A 17,311-nucleotide genomic window follows, 5' to 3' on the forward strand; every position below is an offset into this window, starting at 1 on the left:
TGTGCATCGGTTCACAAAGGGATTAACCTGAAAGACGGTCCGATTGTGTTCACGCGGCTCAAGCCGCCCGTTCCCTGGAGCTCTGGCACGTGAAGAGCCCGTCCCACCCCCGTGACCGAGGCATCCCCGAAGCCACGGTCGCACGGCTCCCGCTGTATCTGCGGGCGCTGAACGGGATGGCAGAAAGGGGCATCGCGACGGTCTCCTCGGAGGATCTGGCCGTGGCGGCCGGGGTCAACTCGGCCAAGCTTCGCAAAGACCTCTCCCACCTGGGCTCCTACGGCACCAGGGGCGTCGGCTACGACGTGGAGTACCTCGTCTACCAGATCTCCCGCGAGCTCGGCCTGACCCAGGACTGGGCGGTGGCCATCGTCGGAGTGGGTAACCTCGGTCGTGCGCTGGCCAACTACGGCGGGTTCGTCTCTCGTGGCTTCCGCATCGCCGCGCTCGTGGATGCCGACCCCGAAGTCGTGGGCGACGACATAGCGGGGTTGAATGTGGAGCACATCGACGAGCTGGAAGCCGTGATCAAACGGCGTGGAGTTTCGATCGTGGTTCTGGCGACACCGGCTGCGGCGGCACAGGAGGTCTGTGATCGCGTGGTCGCCGTGGGCGTGACCAGCATCCTGAACTTCGCCCCTGTTGTGCTTTCCGTGCCGGACAGCGTCGATGTCCGTAAGGTCGACCTATCAATTGAACTTCAGATCCTTGCGTTCCACGAGCAGCGCAAAGGTGGGGGGCCACTCATGGCCGTGGACAGCCAATGAGCGTTCTGGCGATCGGACTCAGCCACAGGACCGCTCCCGTGGCCATGCTCGAGCGCGTCTCGCTCACGGGTGACACGCTGACCAAGCTCCTGCACGACGTGCAGCAGGACGCCTGCGTGGCGGAGGCGATGGTCGTATCGACCTGTAACAGGGTCGAGGTCTACGCCGAGGTCGAGCGTTTCCACGCCGCCGTGACGGCCGTCAGCCGGCTGCTGAGCGTCCACTCGGGCGTTCCCGTCGACGAGCTGACGCCGCACCTGTACGTCCACTACGAGGACCGCGCCGTGGAGCACCTGTTCTCCGTGGTGTGCGGCCTCGACTCGATGGTGGTGGGCGAGCAGCAGATCCTCGGGCAGGTTCGCCAGGCGCTCAAGCTGGGCCAGAAGCACGGCACGGTCGGCGCCACCCTCAACGAGCTGGTCCAGCAGGCGCTGCGGGTCGGCAAGCGGGCCCAAACCGACACCGGCATCGACCGCGCGGGAGCCTCCCTGGTCACCGCCGGGCTCGCCCTGGCCGGCTCGCTCGAGGGCAAGCGCGCCCTGGTGGTGGGCGCCGGCTCGATGAGCTCGCTGGCCGCCGCCACGCTGGCCCGCGCCGGCGTCACCGACATCGTGGTCGCCAACCGCACCTACGACCGGGGCGTACGGCTGGCCGATTCGGTGGGCGGGCGCGCGGTCGAGTTCTCCGCCGTTCCCCGAGAGCTGGCGGAGGCCGACCTGGTCATCACCTGCACGGGCGCGGGCCGCCACCTGATCACCCCGGACCTCGTGCACGAAGGGCTCTTCCTGCTCGACCTGGCCATGCCGCGCGACATCGACCCCTCGGTGCGCGAGGTGGCCGGCGTCACGCTGGTCGACCTGGAGGCGATCAGGGAGTCGGGCATCGGCTCGCGCGAGGGCGACGCGGTCGCCGCTGTGCGCGCGCTGGTGGCCGAGGAGCTGACCGCCTACCTGAACGCCGAGCGCGCCTCCCGCGTCACCCCCACGGTCGTGGCACTGCGCAGCAAGGCCGCCGGAGTGGTGGAATCGGAGTTGGGGCGCCTGCTGATGCGGCTGCCCGAGCTGGACGGCAAGGTCCGCGACGAAGTGACCCAGACGGTGCAGCGCGTCGTCGACAAACTGCTCCACGAGCCGACCGTGCGTGTCAAACAGCTCGCCACCTCGCCTGGAGGCGATCATTATGCGGAGGCTCTGCGTGAGCTGTTCGACCTCGCTCCGGACAGGCCGGACGCCGTGACGACGCCCGAGGCCGTGAGGGAGGTGGAGCTGTGACGCTCCGGTTGGGGACGCGCAGGAGCCTGATGGCCACCACGCAGTCGCAGATGGTCGCCGACTCCTACGTCTCGCTCACCGGCAGGGCGGTCGAACTGGTGGGCATCACCACGTTCGGCGACGTCACCAAGGCCCAGGTGGCCCAGCTCGGCGGCACAGGCGTGTTCGTCAGCGCGCTGCGCGACAAGCTGGTCGAGGGCGAGATCGACTTCGCCGTGCACTCGCTGAAGGACCTGCCCACCAAGCAGGACGAACGCTTCACCCTGGCCGCGCTCCCTGCCAGGCACGACCACCGCGACGCGCTGGTGGGCCCGCACAAGCTCGCCGACCTGCCCTCGGGCGCCCGGGTCGGCACCGGCTCGCTGCGCCGCGTGGCCATGCTGCGGATGCTCAGGCCCGACCTGGAGTACGTCCCGATCCGCGGCAACGCCGACACGCGCATCGGCAAGGTCGCCTCCGGCGAGCTTGACGCCGTGGTGCTCGCCTCGGCCGGCCTTACCAGGATCGGCCGCGACGCCGAAGTGGCCCAGATTTTCGAGGTTGAGGAGCTGCTACCGGCTCCCGGGCAGGGCTCGCTGGCCGTCGAATGTCTCAGCAACCGCTCTGACCTGGTTGAATTCCTCAGCGTGCTCGACGACCCGCGGACCAGGTCCGCGGTCACCGCCGAGCGCGCAGTGCTGTCCGCCCTCGAGGCGGGGTGTTCAGCTCCCGTGGGTGCTTTCGCCGTCGATGACGGGCAGACTTTGAACCTGACCGCTATGGTCGTCGCGCTCGACGGCCAGCAGGCGGTCCGCAAGTCCGCCGCCGGCTCTCCTTCGGACGCCGTCAATCTGGGCCGCCTGCTGGCGGGCGAGATGATCGCCGAAGGGGCCGACAGATTGATGGGGGAGCAATCCCATTGAGCGCCGATAGTCCAACCTCCGGTCTCGTCGCGTTCGTAGGTGGTGGTCCAGGTGACCCGAACCTGCTGACGCTCCGCGGTGCCGAGCTGCTCGCCAAGGCCGACGCCGTCGTCCTGGACGAGGAGCTGTACGGGCCGCTGCTGAAGCTGTGCCGCGAAGGCGTGCAGATCGCCTCCGACGACTTCGTGGCGCGTGCCAAGAACGGGCAGCTCGTCGTACGCGTGTGCGAGGGCGACCCGATGTTGTTCTCCTCGATCACCGAGGAGGTCGCGGCCTGCGCCGCGGCGGAGGTGGACTTCGAGATCGTGCCCGGTGTCCCGCCGGCGACCGCGGTGCTCACCTACGCGGGCATCCCGCCGGCGACAGCCGTACCCGAGTTCAGGATCGTGGACGCCGCGCAGGAGCAGGACTGGGCCTCGCACGCGGCCTGCCCCGGCACGCTGGTGATCTACAACGGCATCGCCGAGGCCGTGGCGATCGGCAAGGCGCTGGTCGCGGGCGGCAAGCCCGACACCACGCCCGTCGCCGTGAGCAGCGGGGGCACCACGACCGAGCAGTACACCGTCGTGTCCTCGCTGGGGCGGCTGCAGGCCGACCTCAAGCACGCCGGCTTCGCCGAGCCCGCGCTGATCGTGGTGGGCGAGGCCGTGGGCCTGCGCGACAAGCTGTCGTGGTTCGAGACCAAGCCGCTGTTCGGCTGGCGGGTGCTGGTGCCGCGCACCAAGGAGCAGTCGGCGTCCCTGTCGGAGCAGCTGGTCTCCTACGGCGCGGTGCCGGAGGAGGTCCCGACGATCTCCGTCGAGCCGCCGCGCACGCCGCAGCAGATGGACCGCGCGATCAAGGGCCTGGTCACAGGCCGCTACGAGTGGGTCGCCTTCACCAGCGCCAACGCGGTCAAGGCCGTGCGGGAGAAGTTCGAGGAGTACGGGCTGGACGCGCGTGCCTTCGCCGGGCTGAAGGTGGCCGCCGTGGGCGATGCCACCGCGCGGGCGCTGGTCGACTTCGGCGTCAAGCCCGACCTGCTGCCCTCGGGCGAGCAGTCCTCCGAGGGCCTGGTGGCCGAGTGGCCGCCCTACGACTCGATGCTCGACCCGATCAACCGGGTGCTGCTGCCGCGCGCCGACATCTCCACCGACACGCTCGTGGCCGGGCTCACCGAGCTGGGCTGGGAGTGCGACGACGTCACCGCCTACCGCACCGTGCGCGCGGCGCCGCCGCCCGCGCCGGTCCGCGAGGCGATCAAGGGCGGCGGGTTCGACGCCGTGCTGTTCACCTCGTCCTCGACCGTGCGGAACCTGGTCGGCATCGCGGGCAAGCCGCACAACGTCACGGTGATCGCGGTCATCGGGCCGCAGACCGCCAAGACCGCCGAGGAGTTCGGCCTGCGCGTCGATGTCATGGCGGACAATCCATCGGCTTCCGCGCTGGCCGCCGCCCTGGCGGAGTACGGTGCCAAGCAGCGGCAGGCGGCCCTGGCCGCCGGCGACGCGCCGCGCAAGCCCTCGCAGAACCGCAGGGGCGCCCGTAGGAGGGGAGTCAAGTGAGCGCCGAGTTTCCCGTCGCGCGGCCGCGCCGGTTGCGCAGTTCACCCGCCATCAGGCGGATGGTGGCCGGCACCAGGCTGCACGCCGCGGACCTGATCCTGCCCATGTTCGTCAAGGAGGGCCTCGCGGAGCCCGCGCCCGTGAGCTCGATGCCCGGGGTGTACCAGCACTCGCGCGACTCGTTGCGCAAGGCGGCGCACGAGGCGGCCGAGGTGGGCGTCGGCGGCGTGATGCTGTTCGGCATCCCGCGGGCCAAGGACGCGCGCGGGTCGGCCGCCGACGATCCCGACGGGATCCTGCAGCAGGCGCTGCGGGACGTGGTGGCCGAGGTGGGCGACGCGCTGGTCGTGGGCGCCGACACGTGCCTGGACGAGTTCACCGACCACGGGCACTGCGGGATCCTGACCGAGGATGGCGAGGTGGACAACGACGCCACGCTGGAGCGCTACGCCTCGATGGCCGTCGCCCAGGCCGCGGCGGGGTCCCAGCTGATCTCGCCGAGCGGGATGATGGACGGCCAGGTGGGCGTGATCCGGTCGGCGCTCGATGTCGCCGGTTACGGAAATGTGCCGATTTTGGCGTATACGGCGAAGTACGCGTCGGCCTTCTTCGGGCCGTTCCGCGAGGCGGCCGAGTGCGCGCCCCAGTTCGGTGACCGCAGCTCGCACCAGCAGGACCCGGCGGGCCCGCTGGAGGAGGCGCTGCGCGAGGTGCGGCTCGACCTCGCCGAGGGCGCCGACATGGTGATGGTCAAGCCCGCGATGTCCTACCTGGACATCATCCGGCAGTTCAGGGACAACGTGGACGTCCCCGTGGCTGCCTACCAGGTCAGCGGCGAGTACGCGATGATCGAGGCCGCCGCCGCCAACGGCTGGATCGACCGCGACCGCATGATCATGGAGTCGCTGGTCTCGATCAAGCGCGCGGGAGCCGACCTGATCCTGACCTACTGGGCGACCGAGGTGGCGCGCCGCCTCTAACCGGGGGTTTCCCGCTCAGCTCTGTGGCCTGTGCGTTAGAGTGCGATGACAAGTGCTGGTGTGTCCCGCGTGTGCGGATGGCCCGGGGAGCGCCTCAGGCACTTGGACTTCGACGGGAGACACCATGGTGGGGGTACCGCTCGCTCGGCGTACCAGAAAACGGGCGCGACCGACACGGATCGACTCCGTGCTTGAGTACGCCGCTCTGGGCTGGCCGAGCGTCCCCGGTGCCCATCCGCTGCGCCACGGCTCGCGCGCGTGTTCCTGTGACAGGCTCGGGTGTCCCGACCCGGGCGCGCATCCGCTGTCTCCCGCCTGGCAGTTGCAGGCCACGACGGACGCCACCCAGCTCATGCGCTGGTGGCAGGCCGATCCGGAGGCCAATGTGATCCTCCCCACGGGCCGCGTGTTCGACGTCTTCGACGTACCGCTGGCCCAGGGGCTGGACGCCATCAACCAGATTCCCGAGGCTCATTCAGGCCCGGTCGCCGTCAACGGCGACCGGGCTCTGTTCTTTGTGGCCACCCGCGGCAACCCCGACGACGAGGACGAGTGGTGGTCCTGCCAGCTCGACTGCGACCCGGCAGGCATCGACGCCTCGCCCGGGCTGCGCTGGCACTGCCGCGACAGCTACGTGCTCGCCCCGCCCTCACTGCTGCCCTCCGGCAGGCCGGTGTCCTGGCTGCGCGCGCCTGACGGCCGCCCGCTGCCGGATCCCGTGCGGCTGCTGGAGTGGCTGGCAGCCTGAGTACGCTTGAGGCCGTGAGCCGTACAGACAAGTCCGAGCAACTGTTCGCGCGTGCCCAGGCCGTCGTGCCCGGCGGGGTCAACTCGCCCGTGCGGGCCTTCGGGGCGGTCGGCGGGACGCCGCGCTTCATGGTCTCCGGGCAGGGCCCGTACATCACCGACGCCGACGGCAACCGCTACGTCGACCTCGTCTGCTCGTGGGGGCCGATGATCCTCGGCCACCGGCACCCCGCGGTGGTGTCCGCGGTCGAGGACGCCGTCGCCCACGGCTTCTCGTACGGCACGGCCACCCCGGGAGAGGTCGAGCTGGCCGAGGAGATCGTCGGCCGGGTCGTGCCCGTGGAGCGGCTCCGCCTGGTCAGCTCCGGCACCGAGGCCACGATGAGCGCGGTACGGCTGGCCCGCGGGTTCACCGGGCGGTCCAAGGTCGTCAAGTTCGCCGGGTGCTATCACGGGCACGTCGACGCGCTGCTGGCCTCGGCGGGCTCCGGCGTGGTGACCTTCGGGCTGCCGGACACCCCCGGCGTGACGGGGGCCTCCGCGGCCGACACGATCGTGCTTCCGTACAACTCGGTGGAGGCGGTGGAAGAGGCGTTCTCGTCCTTCGAGATCGCCTGCGTGATCACCGAGGCGTGCCCGGCGAACATGGGCGTGGTGCCGCCCGGGCCCGGGTTCAACCAGTTCTTGCGGGAGATTTCCGCGCGCAACGGGGCGCTGCTGATCATCGACGAGGTGCTGACCGGGTTCCGCGTGTCGTCTTCCGGCTGGTACGGGCTCGATCCCGTGGACGCCGACCTGATGACGTTCGGGAAGGTCATGGGCGGCGGCCTGCCCGCCGCGGCCTTCGGCGGCCGCGCGGACGTGATGGCGTACCTGGCTCCCGAGGGCCCCGTGTACCAGGCGGGCACGCTGTCGGGTAACCCGCTGGCCTGCGCCGCGGGCCTGGCCACGCTGCGCAATCTGGACGTGCCGGCCTACCAGCGGGTGGACGCCGCCGCCTCGGCCGTCGGCCGCGCCGCCTCGGAGGCGCTGTCGGCCGCGGGGGTTCCGCACCGCCTGCAGACGGCGGGCAGCCTGTTCTCGATCTTCTTCACCGACGGCCCCGTGACGAACTTCGACCAGGCCAGGACGCAGAACACGGCCGCCTACACGGCCTTCTTCCACGCGATGCTGGACCAGGGCGTCTACCTGCCGCCGTCGGCCTACGAGGCCTGGTTCCTGTCGGCGAGCCACGACGACGAGGCGCTCAACCGCATCGCGGACGCCCTGCCGGCCGCGGCGAAGGCGGCCGCGGAAGTCAGCGGGTGAGCGCGGGTTCCTGCTGGAGTACGGCGGCCTTGCGGCGGCGGGTGTTGGTGTAGAGGACGCCCGCGACGATGAGGGCGGCGGCGGCGAGCTTGAGCCAGGAGAACGGCTCGCCGGTGACCAGCGCCGCCGATGACATGCCGAACACCGGCACGAGGAGCGTGTAGGGCGCCACGGTCGAGGCGTCGTAGCGGCGCAGCAGCCAGCCCCAGACGCCGAAGCCGCCGAGCGTGGAGATGAAGGCCACGTACAGCAGCGACAGCCAGCCCTCGGCGGAGGCGGCGGAGGCGAGCGAGGGAACGCCCTCCAGGGTCAGCGACAGCAGCAGGAGCGGAGGCGCCGACAGCGCGCTGACCCACACCATGAAGCGCAGCGAGTCGGGCGGCGCCGCCTTGCGCTGGGCGACGTTGCCCAGTCCCCAGGCGGCCGCGGCGGCCACGCACAGCGCGAAGGCCACGACGGGCGCGGCGGCGTGGCTGGTGCGGGTGAAGTCGACGGCCACGAGGGCCAGCCCGCAGAACGCGATGGCCAGGCCGATGACGCGGCGGGCGGAAAGCCGCTCACCCAGGAGCGTCACCGCGAACACGACGGTGAACAGGGCCTGGATCTGCAGGATGAGAGAGGTGAGTCCGGCGGGCATCCCTGCCCGCATGCCCACCAGCAGCAGGCCGAACTGGCCGACGCCGATGGTCGCCGCGACCGCGAACACCCACCGCCACGCCACCCCTGGCCGTCCCACGAACAGCAGCGCGGGGAACCCGGCCAGGGTGAATCGGAGCCCCGCGTAGAGCAGGGGCGGGAAGTGGCGGAGGCCCGCCTGCATCACGACGAAGTTGAAGCCCCACACCGCCGCCAGGCCGACGGCCAGTGCCAGGTGGCGGGGCCTCACTTCTTGCGGCGGTTGCGCTGCTCGCGGGCCTGCTCGGCGAGGACCTTCAGGTAGGAGGTGGTCTTGAACGGCTTGCTGATCGCCTTAACGTTTCTCATGCATATATTTTCTATCGCTACACATTCCAGCACAAGCGAGACTTTCTACGCTAAACACTTTAGACTGGCTTACATGTTGGACTTGAACCGCCTCAAGGCACTGCACGCCGTGCACGTCTACGGATCCGTGGGCGCCGCCGCCGACGCGCTCACGGTGACCCCGTCGGCCGTCTCACAGCAGATCGCCAAGCTGGAGCGCGAGATGGGCGCCAGGCTCGTCGAGCGCAACGGGCGCGGGGTCCGGCTGACGGACGCGGCCGGGCTGCTCGCCGAGCACGCCGAGCGGATCCTGGCCCTGGTCGAGACCGCCGAGGCCGACTTCGAAGCACACCGCGGCGAGGTCGTGGGCCGGCTGAACGTCTCGGCGTTCCCCACCGCGGCCCGCGGCATCATGCCGGCCGCCCTGACGGACCTGCGCGGACGCCACCCCGACCTGTGGGTGCAGCTCACCGAGCGGGAGCCGGAGCGGGTCGTGCGTGAGGTCGCCAGGGGCGAGCTCGACCTGGGCATCGTGCAGGACTGGCTGGACCGCCCGATGGCGATGCCCGAGGGCCTGTCGAAGGCGGTGCTGCTGGACGACGTGGCCGACGTGATCGTGCCCGCCGACCACCCGCTGGCCGACAGCAGGGAGATCGAGCTGGCCCAGCTGCACGGCGAGAGGTGGATCAGCTCCTCGCCCGGCACGGTGTGCCACGACTGGCTGGTCTTCACGCTGCGCAGCGCCGACCTGGAGCCGGAGATCGCCTGCATGGCCGACGAGTACCCGACCCAGCTGGCCCTGGTCGCCGCCGGGCTGGGCTGCGCGATCATCCCGCGGCTCGGGCGCGACCACGTGCCCGCGGGGGCCAAGGTGATCCCGATCCGGCCGCGCAAGACCAGGCGCATCTACGCCATCTGGCGCACCGACGCCGCCCGGCGCCCCGCGATCAGGGCCGTCGTCGAGGCTCTCGCCGAGGCCAGCCGTGGCGAGGAGAACGCCTGGGCGGTCAGCTGAGCGCGATCGCCAGCACGCCGCCGAGGATCACCCCGGCGGCGAGCAGGCGGCGGCGCAGGTCGCCCTCGGCGAGCAGCCGCCCGCCCAGCACGACCGCGATCAGCACGCTGATCTCCCGCGTGGGCGCCACCACGCTGACCGGCGCCATCGTGAAGGCGAACAGCACCAGCAGGTACGACAGTGGGATGAGGACCGCCGCGCCGACCACCCGGAAGCGGTGCTCGCGCCAGATCTCGCCGATGCGCGCCCGCCGCGAGCCACCGAGCACGACCGGGGTCAGGGTGAGCGCGCGACCGGCCTCGCCCAGGTAGTTCAGGATCATCGGCGGGACGGCGAGCGCGCTGACCACGTGCGCGTCCCACACCGTGTACGCGGCGATGAACACGCCGGTGGCCAGCCCGTACGCCAGCCCCTTCACGTCGCGGCGCCCGCCGCCGCTCATCATGAACACACCGATGCCGACCAGTGCGATCCCCGTCACACCCGCGGGCCCGGGGTGCTCGTGCATGAACAGGACCGCGACCAGGCTGGCCAGCATCGGTCCCGTGCCGCGCGCGACGGGATAGACCATCGACAGGTCGCCGTGTCCGTAGCCACGCTGGAGCAGCACGAAGTACCCCAGGTGCAGCGTCAGGCTGCCGGAGATCACCGCCACCTGCCCCCACGTCACCGGAGCCCCGGTGATCAGCAGGAAGCCGGCGAACACCGGAGCCCACAGCACGGAGGAGGTGACCGCCACCAGCCAGAGGAAGACGATGCCGTCGGCCTGCGCGGCCTTCTTGCTCAGCAGGTTCCACGAGGCGTGGGCGACGGCGGCGACGAGAATGAGGACGAGAGCCCAGGGGTTCACCGGGGCGACTCCTTCCGAACAGGCGGATAGGAGCCTCCAGGCTTTTGTCCCGTCAGCTGTACGGCTCTCGCATGCGAGGCCGCGGCGCCGCTCGGACCTGACGTCCGCGAAAATGCGGATTCGGAACCCTAGGCGCGATCGACCTCGACTTTACCTGTCGGCTACTTTTCGGGTGAGACCGGCCCCGCCTATGCGGCCCATCGAAAGAGCTAGGCTGTGCCACACCATGGCTGAAACGACCGTCGTCCACCTGCTGCGCCACGGTGAGGTGCACAATCCCGCCGGCGTCCTGTACGGCAGGCTGCCCGGATACCACCTGTCCGAGACCGGCAAGCTGATGGCGGAGACGGTCGCCAAGGCGGTGGCCGAGCGCGACATCGTCGCCCTCCACAGCTCGCCCCTGGAGCGCGCCCAGGAGACCGCGACCCCCATCGCCGCCACGCTGGGCCTGACGGTCCGGCTGGACGAGCGGCTGCTCGAGGCCGACAACATGCTCCAGGGCCGCACGGTCGGCCAGGGTCTGGGCATACTGCGCAACCCGCGCAACTACCGCCACTTCTGGAACCCGCTGCGCCCCTCGTGGGGCGAGCCGTACACGCGCATCGTCCTGCGGATGCGCAGCATGATCGACGACGCCCGCGCGGCCGCGAGGGGGCACGAGGCGGTGCTGGTCAGCCACCAGCTGCCGATCTGGACGATCAGGATGGCGGCCGAGGGCAGGCGGCTCTGGCACGACCCGCGCCGCAGGCAGTGCGGCCTGGCCAGCCTCACCACGTTCACCTTCGACGGCGACCGCCTCGTCAGCGTCGGCTACAGCGAGCCCGCCGGGTCCCTCGCGCGGGGACCCAGCGTCCCGGGCGCCTGATACCGCCGGTAGAGTTACAAGCTCTACCGGTTGTAGTACAAGGAGATCATCCTCCGTGCGCGCGACGTCCCTCACTCTCGTCCTGCTGGCCGCGCTCGCCGCCGGTTGCGCGGGCAACCAGGGCGGCCAGCCCCAGGCCGGCGACACCCGCTTCGTCGCAGGCGACGGGACGATGCAGGTCTTCGCGGCGGCCGACCGCAAGAGCGCGCCCGCGGTGGAGGGCACCACGCTCGACGGCTCCTCGGCGTCGCTGGCCGCGCACAAGGGCAAGGTCGTCGTGCTCAACTTCTGGGCGTCGTGGTGCGGGCCGTGCCGGGGCGAGGCGCCGACGCTGAAGGACGTGGCCGCCAAGACCAAGTCCAGCGGGGTGGAGTTCCTCGGCGTCGACTTCAAGGACCGCCAGGCCGACGCGCAGGCCTTCGAGCGCACCGAGCAGACCGGTTACCCGAGCATCTTCGACCAGCCGGGCAAGGTCGCGCTGTCGTTCCAGGGCACCGTGCCGCCGGCGGCCATCCCGTCCACGCTGATCATCGACAAGCAGGGGCGGATCGCGGCCAGGGCGCTGGGCGCCGTCAAGTACAGCGACCTGATGAGCACGCTGACGAAGGTCCGCGATGAATGACGTGGTCGCCTCGGGCTCGCTCATGCTCGCCGTGCCGATCGCGGTGCTGGCCGGGGTGGTCTCGTTCCTGTCGCCGTGCGTGCTGCCGCTGGTGCCGGGCTACCTGTCGTACGTGACGGGCATGAGCGCCGATCCGCGGCGCGGGCGGCTCGTGCTGGGGACCGTGCTGTTCGTGGCCGGTTTCGCGGCCGTGTTCGTGCTCAGCGGCGCGCTGTTCGGCGGGCTCGGCTCGGTGCTGCTGGGCAACGCCGAGATCATCACCCGGGTGCTCGGCGTGCTGACCATCGTGCTCGGGCTGGCCTTTCTCGGCGTGATCCCCGGGCTCATGCGTGATGTGCGCATCCACCGGATGCCCGCCGCGGGCCTGGCCGGCGCGCCACTGCTCGGCGTGGTGTTCGGGCTCGGCTGGACGCCGTGCATCGGGCCCACGCTGGCCGTCGTGCTCGGGCTCGGGCTGAACGAGGGCAGCGCCACCCGCGGCGCGCTGCTGGCCGTCGCCTACGCGCTCGGGCTCGGGCTGCCGTTCGTGGTGGCGGCGCTGGCCTACAGCAAGGCGCTGGCCACCTTCCGCGCCATCCGCAAGCATTCCCGGCTCATCACCCGGATCGGCGGCGGCATGATGGTCGCCGTCGGCATCCTGCTGGTGACCGGTCTGTGGGGAGAGATGATCGCCACACTCCAGGGACTCATCGGCGCGTTCAGGCCGGTGATGTGATGACGGTGGACGAGCTGCAGAAGGCGCCGGAGTCCCCGAGACCCGTTCCGCTCGGGCTGGTCGGCTGGCTGCGGTGGGGGTGGCGCACGCTCACCGCGATGAAGACGGCGCTGATCCTGCTGTTCCTGTTCGCGCTGGCCGCCATCCCCGGCTCGCTGCTGCCGCAGCGCAGCGTCGTGCCCGACCAGGTCGCCACGTTCTACCAGAACAATCCGACGCTGGCCCAGTGGTACGACCGCTTCCAGCTGTTCGACGTCTTCACCTCCGTCTGGTTCGCCGCGATCTACCTGCTGCTGTTCACCTCGCTGGTCGGCTGCATCGTGCCGCGCACCGCGACCTACTTCCGCGAGCTGCGCCGCCGCCCGCCCGCCGCGCCACGCCAGCTGTCGCGCCTGCCGCACTACGCCGAGATCCCGGGAGAGCTGACGGTCGAGGAGGCCGCCAGGCGGCTGCGCAAGCTGCGCTTCCGCGTCGAGGTCGGCGACGGCTGGGTCTCCGGCGAGAAGGGCTACCTGCGCGAGACGGGCAACCTGCTCTTCCACATCGCGTTGCTCGGCCTGCTGGTCGCGGTCGGCATCGGCTCCCTGTACGGCTACCGCGGCAACGTGCTCGTGGTCGAGGGCGACGGCTTCGCCAACACCGTGGCCGCCTACGACCGCTTCATGCCGGGGCGGCAGGTGTCGGCCGAGTCGCTCGAGCCGTTCTCGTTCACGCTGACCGATTTCAAGGCCAGCTACCAGGTCGCGGGGGAGAAGAAGGGGCAGGAGCTCGACTACTCCGCCTACCTGAAGGTCACCGACAGGCCCGGGGCGCCCGAGCACGACTACGACCTGAAGGTGAACGAGCCGCTGGAGGTCGGCGGCACCCAGACCTACCTGATCGGCCACGGCTACGCGCCCGAGTTCAAGGTCACCGACGGCAAGGGCCAGGTCGCCTTCCAGGGCCCGGTGCCGTGCCTCATCGAGATGAAGGCCACGCTCACGTCCGGATGCGTGGTCAAGGCGCCGGACGCGCAGCCTCAGCAGCTGGGATTCCTGCTGCGCTTCCTGCCCACCGCCGTGCCGCTGACCGACGGCACCTACGCCTCGGCCTTTCCCGGCGAGCTCCAGCCCGGTGTGCAGGTCCTGGGGGCCTTCTCCGGTGATCTGGGCGTGCGTTCCGGCAAGCCGCAGTCGGTCTACGAACTGGCCCCGCCCGACGTCCTGCGCAAGATGAAGCCGCTGGTGATGGGCAAGGACGTGCCCAAGCCGCTGTCGGTCGGGGACAAGCTGCCCCTGCCCGGCGGCGCGGGCACGCTGGAGTTCACCGGGGTCAAGGAGTGGATGACGCTCCAGGTCACCTACGATCCGGGGCGCATCCCGGCGCTGCTGGCCTCGGCCCTCGCCACGGTCTCCATCGCACTGTCGCTCATGATCCGCCGCCGCCGCGTCTTCGTGCGCGTGCGTGGCGGCAAGGCGGAGGCGGGCGGCCTGACCCGCACCGAGGGCTCCGCGGCGGGCTTCACTGAAGAGTTCGCCGACATCGTCAACGTCCTATCAGCAGGAGACAAGGATGCCCGCTGAGCAACTCGCCCAATTCAGCGACCTCCTCGTGGTCGCCGCCGTCCTGCTCTACCTCTTCGCCATGATCGGGTTCGCGCTCGAGCTGGCCTTCGGGCGATCCAGGGCGAACTCCGCACGCAAGCCGGTTGCCGTCCCTGTGTCGGTGGGCGCTTCGGAAGCCGCCGTAACCGACATTCCCGAAACTGTCGGGACCGGGCCGGCGCCGCCGAGCTGGGCGCCCGCGGCCGGGCGCATCGCGCTGGCACTGGGCTGGCTCGGCTGGGCGGCGAACATGGGCGCCATCGTCACCCGCGGCCTCTCGGTCGACCGGTGGCCGTGGGGCAACATGTACGAGTTCGTGGTCGCCATCTGCTTCGCCGCCGTGACCGCGTTCCTCGGCACGCAGATCCGGCAGAACGTGCGCTTCCTCGGCCCGTTCGTCATGGTCACCGCGGCGCTCGGTCTCGGCTTCGCCGTCAAGTTCCTCTACACCGCCGCCGGGCCCGTCGTGCCCGCGCTCAACTCCTACTGGGTCGCCATCCACGTCACGGCGGCGATCCTGGCCAGCGGGCTGTTCATCGTGGCGGGTGTGTGCGGCGTCCTCTACCTGTCCCGCGGCGACGGCCTGTCGCGCCTGCCCACCAAGGCCGACCTGGAGCGCGTCGCCCACCGGCTCATCGTGCTCGCCTTCCCCGTCTGGACCTTCGCCGTCATCGCCGGCGCCCTCTGGGCGGACAAGGCGTGGGGCCGTTACTGGGGCTGGGACCCCAAGGAGGTCTGGGCCTTCATCACCTGGGTCGGCTACGCGGCCTACCTGCACGCCCGCGTCACGGCCGGCTGGCGCGGCCGCGCCGCCACGATCGTCCAGCTCATCGCTTTCGGGTGCCTGCTGTTCAACCTGGTGGGCGTCAACATCTTCATCAGCGGCCTGCACAGCTATGCCGATGTGAATCCCTAACTTCTCGCCGACCTCTTTCTTGCTCTTTTACGGCAAGCCCGGCCACCCGCGACCCGTCGCACGTGGCCGGGCTCCGTCATTTCCACGCCACTCCAGCGGCGCCGCCGCGCCACCGTAACGTCGCGCCCGAACCCACCCGAGGCTTCCCACCTCGAGCGCCGTCCACGTGCGCCGACCTCCACCGCACATCTTCTCGCCGCCCCGGCGCTCTAGGGACCCGCGGGGGACGTGGGGGCGCAAAGCGTGGGGGACGTGGGTGCACCAAGGGCGGGGAAGGGGTTCCGTGCGCCGTGGCGGTGAGCAACCACGTGCGTCATGCGTGTCGTCCGGCACTCAGGCGAGCGTTCTATGGCGGGGGGCGGTTGGTGGCTTGCCGTACAAGAAGATGCTGCCAATGAGAGAGAAGAAGAAGTCAGTGGTCGTCGTCGCGGAGGCGGCGGTCTAGTTCGCGGAGGAATTCGGGGTCGTCGTCGGGGCCCTTGGGGGCGGGCTGGGCCGAGGGGACGGACCAGGTCTCGCGGGCGTCGCGGGGGCGGCCTCGCATGAGCCAGATGATGCCGCCGAGCAGCGGCACCAGGGCCACCGTCAGGACCCAGACGCTCTTTGGTACGTTCCTGACCTCGTCCTCCGGGGTGGTGATGACGTCGAACAGCGAGTACAGCCAGAAGGCCAGCAGAGCCAGGCCGATAACGACACCTGCCATGCCCGAACTGTAAGTCATTCGCGTCGTGATCGTGCTTTACCGATGTCCTGTTTCGGGTGACTGCGGAAGATCTGCGACGTACCGTGGAACCGGTCCAGGGGTGGGATGGCGCTGAGGGGTGCGATGGCGTTTTCTAGCGACAAGGGCCGCCATCGGCGGGGTCGTTGGTGGCGGCGCGGTTCGTACCTCTTCTCCCGGCGCAACGAGGCGCCGCCCGACGCCTACCGGTCGTTCTGGGCGGACGAGCGCCCCAAGGAGCGGCCGTCCCAGCAGCCCAAGGACAGGCGCAGGTCGTGGCCGGGCGAGCTGCCCGAGCGGACGAACCGCGCGGAACGGCTGTCGGCCTCGGTGGTGGACCGGCCGCAGTACACCTGGCAGGACTTCGAGCTGGACGACGTTCGGCCGCGCGCGCAGCCGAACAGGCCGGAGGCGCCCGCGCAGGGCGACGGCTTACGCCACTGCGGCAAGCTGGAGCAGGTCCTGCACCGCCAGTGGGACGCCCGCAACGGTCCGCCCTCGGCCGACGCCGTCCGGGCCGTGGAAAGCCTGGCCAGGCTGCCCGACAGGCTGAAGGACATGCTCGCCGCGGGCCTGGAAGGCATCTACGTGGGCGCGGGGGGCGTTCCGGACCTCGACGACATGGGTTACCTGCGCGGCGCTCCGCTGCCCTCTGGGAGGGCTACGTGGGACATCTGCGCAGGAGCCTACGGCGACAGGAAGATCGTGGTGGGCGACCGGCCGTCGCCCACGCCGGACGTGATGATGCACGAGGTGGGCCATGCCGTCGACGACCTCGACTCGGCCCACGGCGACTGGGTTTCGGACTCACCGGAGTTCGTGGCACTCTACGAGCACGTCACGCCCCTGCTGGCCTCGGCTTTCCACCGGCAGGGCGGCGGGCTGGGGCGCAAGGAGTTCTTCGCGGACGCCTTCGCCGCGATCGTCTCGCGGCAGCGTCCCGCGCTGGTCGACATGCTGGGTGGTGACACGCGGATGGCGCTCAACGTCATGCTGTTCTTCAACCGGCGCTACGGAATCTAGGTGATCAGCCATGTACGTGATCCGGCTCGCTGACGGGACGCTGCGCGTGCCGCAGAGCCTGACCAGCGAAGATGGGCGCCTGCTGGGGAACGCGTACGTGGAACTCGCGCCCGGCGATCCCGGCTATGAGCAGTGGCTGTCGGAGTCGATCACCGAGGAGGAGGCGGAGGAGCGCCGCAGCAGATGGCAGGCGGACAACGACGAGCTGGAACGAGAGTTCCTGGCGTTCAAGACGCGGGAGGAGGGCGCATGACGTAGGCCGGTGATCCGAACAAGGACCACCGACCGGTGGAACGTCACACGCGCGGGGACTCCCCTGCCGGCCTTTCGGCCGTCAGAACGTCCTCGCCGCGGAGAAGGGCGTGCACTTCCGACTCGCGGAACCGCCGGTGCCCTCCGGGGGTGCGGATACTACTGATGCGGCCTGCCGCAGCCCAGCGTGTAACCGTCTTTGGGTCTACCCGGAAGAGGGCGGCAACCTCTCCTGGGGTCAGCAGACGCTCGCTGCTACTCTCCACC

Annotated in this window: 19 protein-coding genes; 15 read left to right on the top strand and 4 right to left on the bottom strand. The window is 70.5% G+C overall.

Annotated features, from left to right (window positions below):
* Window positions 1-89: 89 nt before the first annotated feature.
* The 7 genes from ACIBHX_RS36895 (at window position 90) to hemL (ending at window position 7,519) form a co-directional block, all read left to right on the top strand.
* Window positions 90-767, top strand: a complete 678-nt coding sequence (locus tag ACIBHX_RS36895) for a redox-sensing transcriptional repressor Rex (protein WP_397072067.1) — start codon at window positions 90-92, stop codon at window positions 765-767.
* On the top strand, window positions 764-2,038 hold the full coding sequence (locus ACIBHX_RS36900; protein WP_397072068.1) for a glutamyl-tRNA reductase: 1,275 nt from the start codon (window positions 764-766) through the stop codon (window positions 2,036-2,038). The genes ACIBHX_RS36895 and ACIBHX_RS36900 overlap by 4 nt, the downstream gene beginning before the upstream one ends.
* Window positions 2,035-2,940, top strand: a complete 906-nt coding sequence (gene hemC / locus ACIBHX_RS36905; protein WP_397072069.1) for a hydroxymethylbilane synthase — start codon at window positions 2,035-2,037, stop codon at window positions 2,938-2,940. Before ACIBHX_RS36900 ends, hemC begins: the two co-directional genes overlap by 4 nt.
* Window positions 2,937-4,484, top strand: coding sequence for a uroporphyrinogen-III synthase (locus ACIBHX_RS36910; RefSeq protein ID WP_397072070.1), 1,548 nt, complete (start codon window positions 2,937-2,939; stop codon window positions 4,482-4,484). The genes hemC and ACIBHX_RS36910 overlap by 4 nt, the downstream gene beginning before the upstream one ends.
* Window positions 4,481-5,464, top strand: a complete 984-nt coding sequence (hemB, locus tag ACIBHX_RS36915) for a porphobilinogen synthase (protein ID WP_397072071.1) — start codon at window positions 4,481-4,483, stop codon at window positions 5,462-5,464. Before ACIBHX_RS36910 ends, hemB begins: the two co-directional genes overlap by 4 nt.
* Before the next feature lie 124 nt (window positions 5,465-5,588).
* A complete protein-coding gene (locus ACIBHX_RS36920) occupies window positions 5,589-6,212 on the top strand; it encodes a bifunctional DNA primase/polymerase (protein WP_397072072.1) in 624 nt (207 codons plus the stop codon).
* 14 nt (window positions 6,213-6,226) lie between these two features.
* Entirely contained in the window at window positions 6,227-7,519 is a 1,293-nt protein-coding gene (gene hemL / locus ACIBHX_RS36925) for a glutamate-1-semialdehyde 2,1-aminomutase (RefSeq protein WP_397072073.1), read from the top strand.
* Here hemL and ACIBHX_RS36930 read toward each other — a convergent pair.
* The gene (locus ACIBHX_RS36930; protein WP_397072074.1) at window positions 7,509-8,405 is read right to left on the bottom strand and encodes an EamA family transporter; all 897 of its coding nucleotides are present in this window, start codon (window positions 8,403-8,405) and stop codon (window positions 7,509-7,511) included. The two genes, hemL and ACIBHX_RS36930, sit on opposite strands and share 11 nt — an antisense overlap.
* Window positions 8,406-8,576: 171 nt before the next feature.
* On the opposite strand from ACIBHX_RS36930, the gene ACIBHX_RS36935 reads away from it, so the two are divergent.
* Window positions 8,577-9,497 carry a LysR family transcriptional regulator gene (locus tag ACIBHX_RS36935; RefSeq protein WP_397072075.1) on the top strand — a complete coding sequence of 307 codons (921 nt, stop codon included), beginning with the start codon at window positions 8,577-8,579 and terminating at the stop codon, window positions 9,495-9,497.
* On the opposite strand, the gene ACIBHX_RS36940 is transcribed toward ACIBHX_RS36935, so the two are convergent.
* The gene (locus tag ACIBHX_RS36940; protein ID WP_397072076.1) at window positions 9,490-10,347 is read right to left on the bottom strand and encodes an EamA family transporter; all 858 of its coding nucleotides are present in this window, start codon (window positions 10,345-10,347) and stop codon (window positions 9,490-9,492) included. The two genes, ACIBHX_RS36935 and ACIBHX_RS36940, sit on opposite strands and share 8 nt — an antisense overlap.
* A 226-nt stretch (window positions 10,348-10,573) precedes the next feature.
* Between ACIBHX_RS36940 and ACIBHX_RS36945 the strand changes: the two genes are divergently transcribed.
* From ACIBHX_RS36945 to ccsB, 5 genes are read left to right on the top strand one after another with little or no spacing between them, the layout of a single operon-like run.
* On the top strand, window positions 10,574-11,212 hold the full coding sequence (locus tag ACIBHX_RS36945) for a histidine phosphatase family protein (RefSeq protein WP_397072077.1): 639 nt from the start codon (window positions 10,574-10,576) through the stop codon (window positions 11,210-11,212).
* Between the two features lie 55 nt (window positions 11,213-11,267).
* A complete protein-coding gene (locus ACIBHX_RS36950) occupies window positions 11,268-11,834 on the top strand; it encodes a TlpA family protein disulfide reductase (RefSeq protein WP_397072078.1) in 567 nt (188 codons plus the stop codon).
* Window positions 11,827-12,549, top strand: coding sequence for a cytochrome c biogenesis CcdA family protein (locus tag ACIBHX_RS36955; RefSeq protein WP_397072079.1), 723 nt, complete (start codon window positions 11,827-11,829; stop codon window positions 12,547-12,549). The genes ACIBHX_RS36950 and ACIBHX_RS36955 overlap by 8 nt, the downstream gene beginning before the upstream one ends.
* Entirely contained in the window at window positions 12,549-14,111 is a 1,563-nt protein-coding gene (locus tag ACIBHX_RS36960; RefSeq protein WP_397072080.1) for a cytochrome c biogenesis protein ResB, read from the top strand. The genes ACIBHX_RS36955 and ACIBHX_RS36960 overlap by 1 nt, the downstream gene beginning before the upstream one ends.
* Window positions 14,101-15,048: a c-type cytochrome biogenesis protein CcsB gene (ccsB, locus tag ACIBHX_RS36965; RefSeq protein WP_397072081.1), complete on the top strand. Its 948-nt coding sequence runs from the start codon at window positions 14,101-14,103 to the stop codon at window positions 15,046-15,048. Before ACIBHX_RS36960 ends, ccsB begins: the two co-directional genes overlap by 11 nt.
* A gap of 412 nt (window positions 15,049-15,460) precedes the next feature.
* Here ccsB and ACIBHX_RS36970 read toward each other — a convergent pair whose 3' ends face one another.
* Window positions 15,461-15,751, bottom strand: a complete 291-nt coding sequence (locus tag ACIBHX_RS36970; RefSeq protein ID WP_397072082.1) for a PLD nuclease N-terminal domain-containing protein — start codon at window positions 15,749-15,751, stop codon at window positions 15,461-15,463.
* 123 nt (window positions 15,752-15,874) lie between these two features.
* Here ACIBHX_RS36970 and ACIBHX_RS36975 point away from each other — a divergent pair, with 123 nt between their 5' ends.
* Both ACIBHX_RS36975 and ACIBHX_RS36980 read left to right on the top strand, forming a co-directional pair.
* On the top strand, window positions 15,875-16,792 hold the full coding sequence (locus tag ACIBHX_RS36975; RefSeq protein ID WP_397072083.1) for a hypothetical protein: 918 nt from the start codon (window positions 15,875-15,877) through the stop codon (window positions 16,790-16,792).
* A gap of 10 nt (window positions 16,793-16,802) precedes the next feature.
* Entirely contained in the window at window positions 16,803-17,045 is a 243-nt protein-coding gene (locus tag ACIBHX_RS36980; protein ID WP_397072084.1) for a hypothetical protein, read from the top strand.
* 43 nt (window positions 17,046-17,088) lie between these two features.
* Here the strand turns inward: ACIBHX_RS36980 and ACIBHX_RS36985 are convergent, their stop codons facing one another.
* Window positions 17,089-17,310 (bottom strand): BldC family transcriptional regulator, encoded by a 222-nt coding sequence (locus ACIBHX_RS36985; protein ID WP_157248821.1) that lies wholly within the window; start codon window positions 17,308-17,310, stop codon window positions 17,089-17,091.
* Window position 17,311 lies beyond the last annotated feature (1 nt).

It is taken from the genome of Nonomuraea sp. NPDC050536 (genome assembly GCF_044457685.1).
GTDB lineage: Bacteria > Actinomycetota > Actinomycetes > Streptosporangiales > Streptosporangiaceae > Nonomuraea.

What these genes read in the sequence shown, in the direction of transcription:
- ACIBHX_RS36900 (WP_397072068.1), top strand. Translation starts at nt 764, where the DNA reads ATGAGCGTTCTGGCGATCGGACTCAGCCACAGGACCGCTCCCGTGGCC.
- ACIBHX_RS36920 (WP_397072072.1), top strand. Translation starts at nt 5,589, where the DNA reads ATGGTGGGGGTACCGCTCGCTCGGCGTACCAGAAAACGGGCGCGACCG.
- ACIBHX_RS36935 (WP_397072075.1), top strand. Translation starts at nt 8,577, where the DNA reads ATGTTGGACTTGAACCGCCTCAAGGCACTGCACGCCGTGCACGTCTAC.
- ACIBHX_RS36945 (WP_397072077.1), top strand. Translation starts at nt 10,574, where the DNA reads ATGGCTGAAACGACCGTCGTCCACCTGCTGCGCCACGGTGAGGTGCAC.
- ACIBHX_RS36955 (WP_397072079.1), top strand. Translation starts at nt 11,827, where the DNA reads ATGAATGACGTGGTCGCCTCGGGCTCGCTCATGCTCGCCGTGCCGATC.
- ACIBHX_RS36960 (WP_397072080.1), top strand. Translation starts at nt 12,549, where the DNA reads ATGACGGTGGACGAGCTGCAGAAGGCGCCGGAGTCCCCGAGACCCGTT.
- ccsB (WP_397072081.1), top strand. Translation starts at nt 14,101, where the DNA reads ATGCCCGCTGAGCAACTCGCCCAATTCAGCGACCTCCTCGTGGTCGCC.
- ACIBHX_RS36970 (WP_397072082.1), bottom strand. Translation starts at nt 15,751, where the DNA reads ATGGCAGGTGTCGTTATCGGCCTGGCTCTGCTGGCCTTCTGGCTGTAC.
- ACIBHX_RS36975 (WP_397072083.1), top strand. Translation starts at nt 15,875, where the DNA reads ATGGCGTTTTCTAGCGACAAGGGCCGCCATCGGCGGGGTCGTTGGTGG.
- ACIBHX_RS36980 (WP_397072084.1), top strand. Translation starts at nt 16,803, where the DNA reads ATGTACGTGATCCGGCTCGCTGACGGGACGCTGCGCGTGCCGCAGAGC.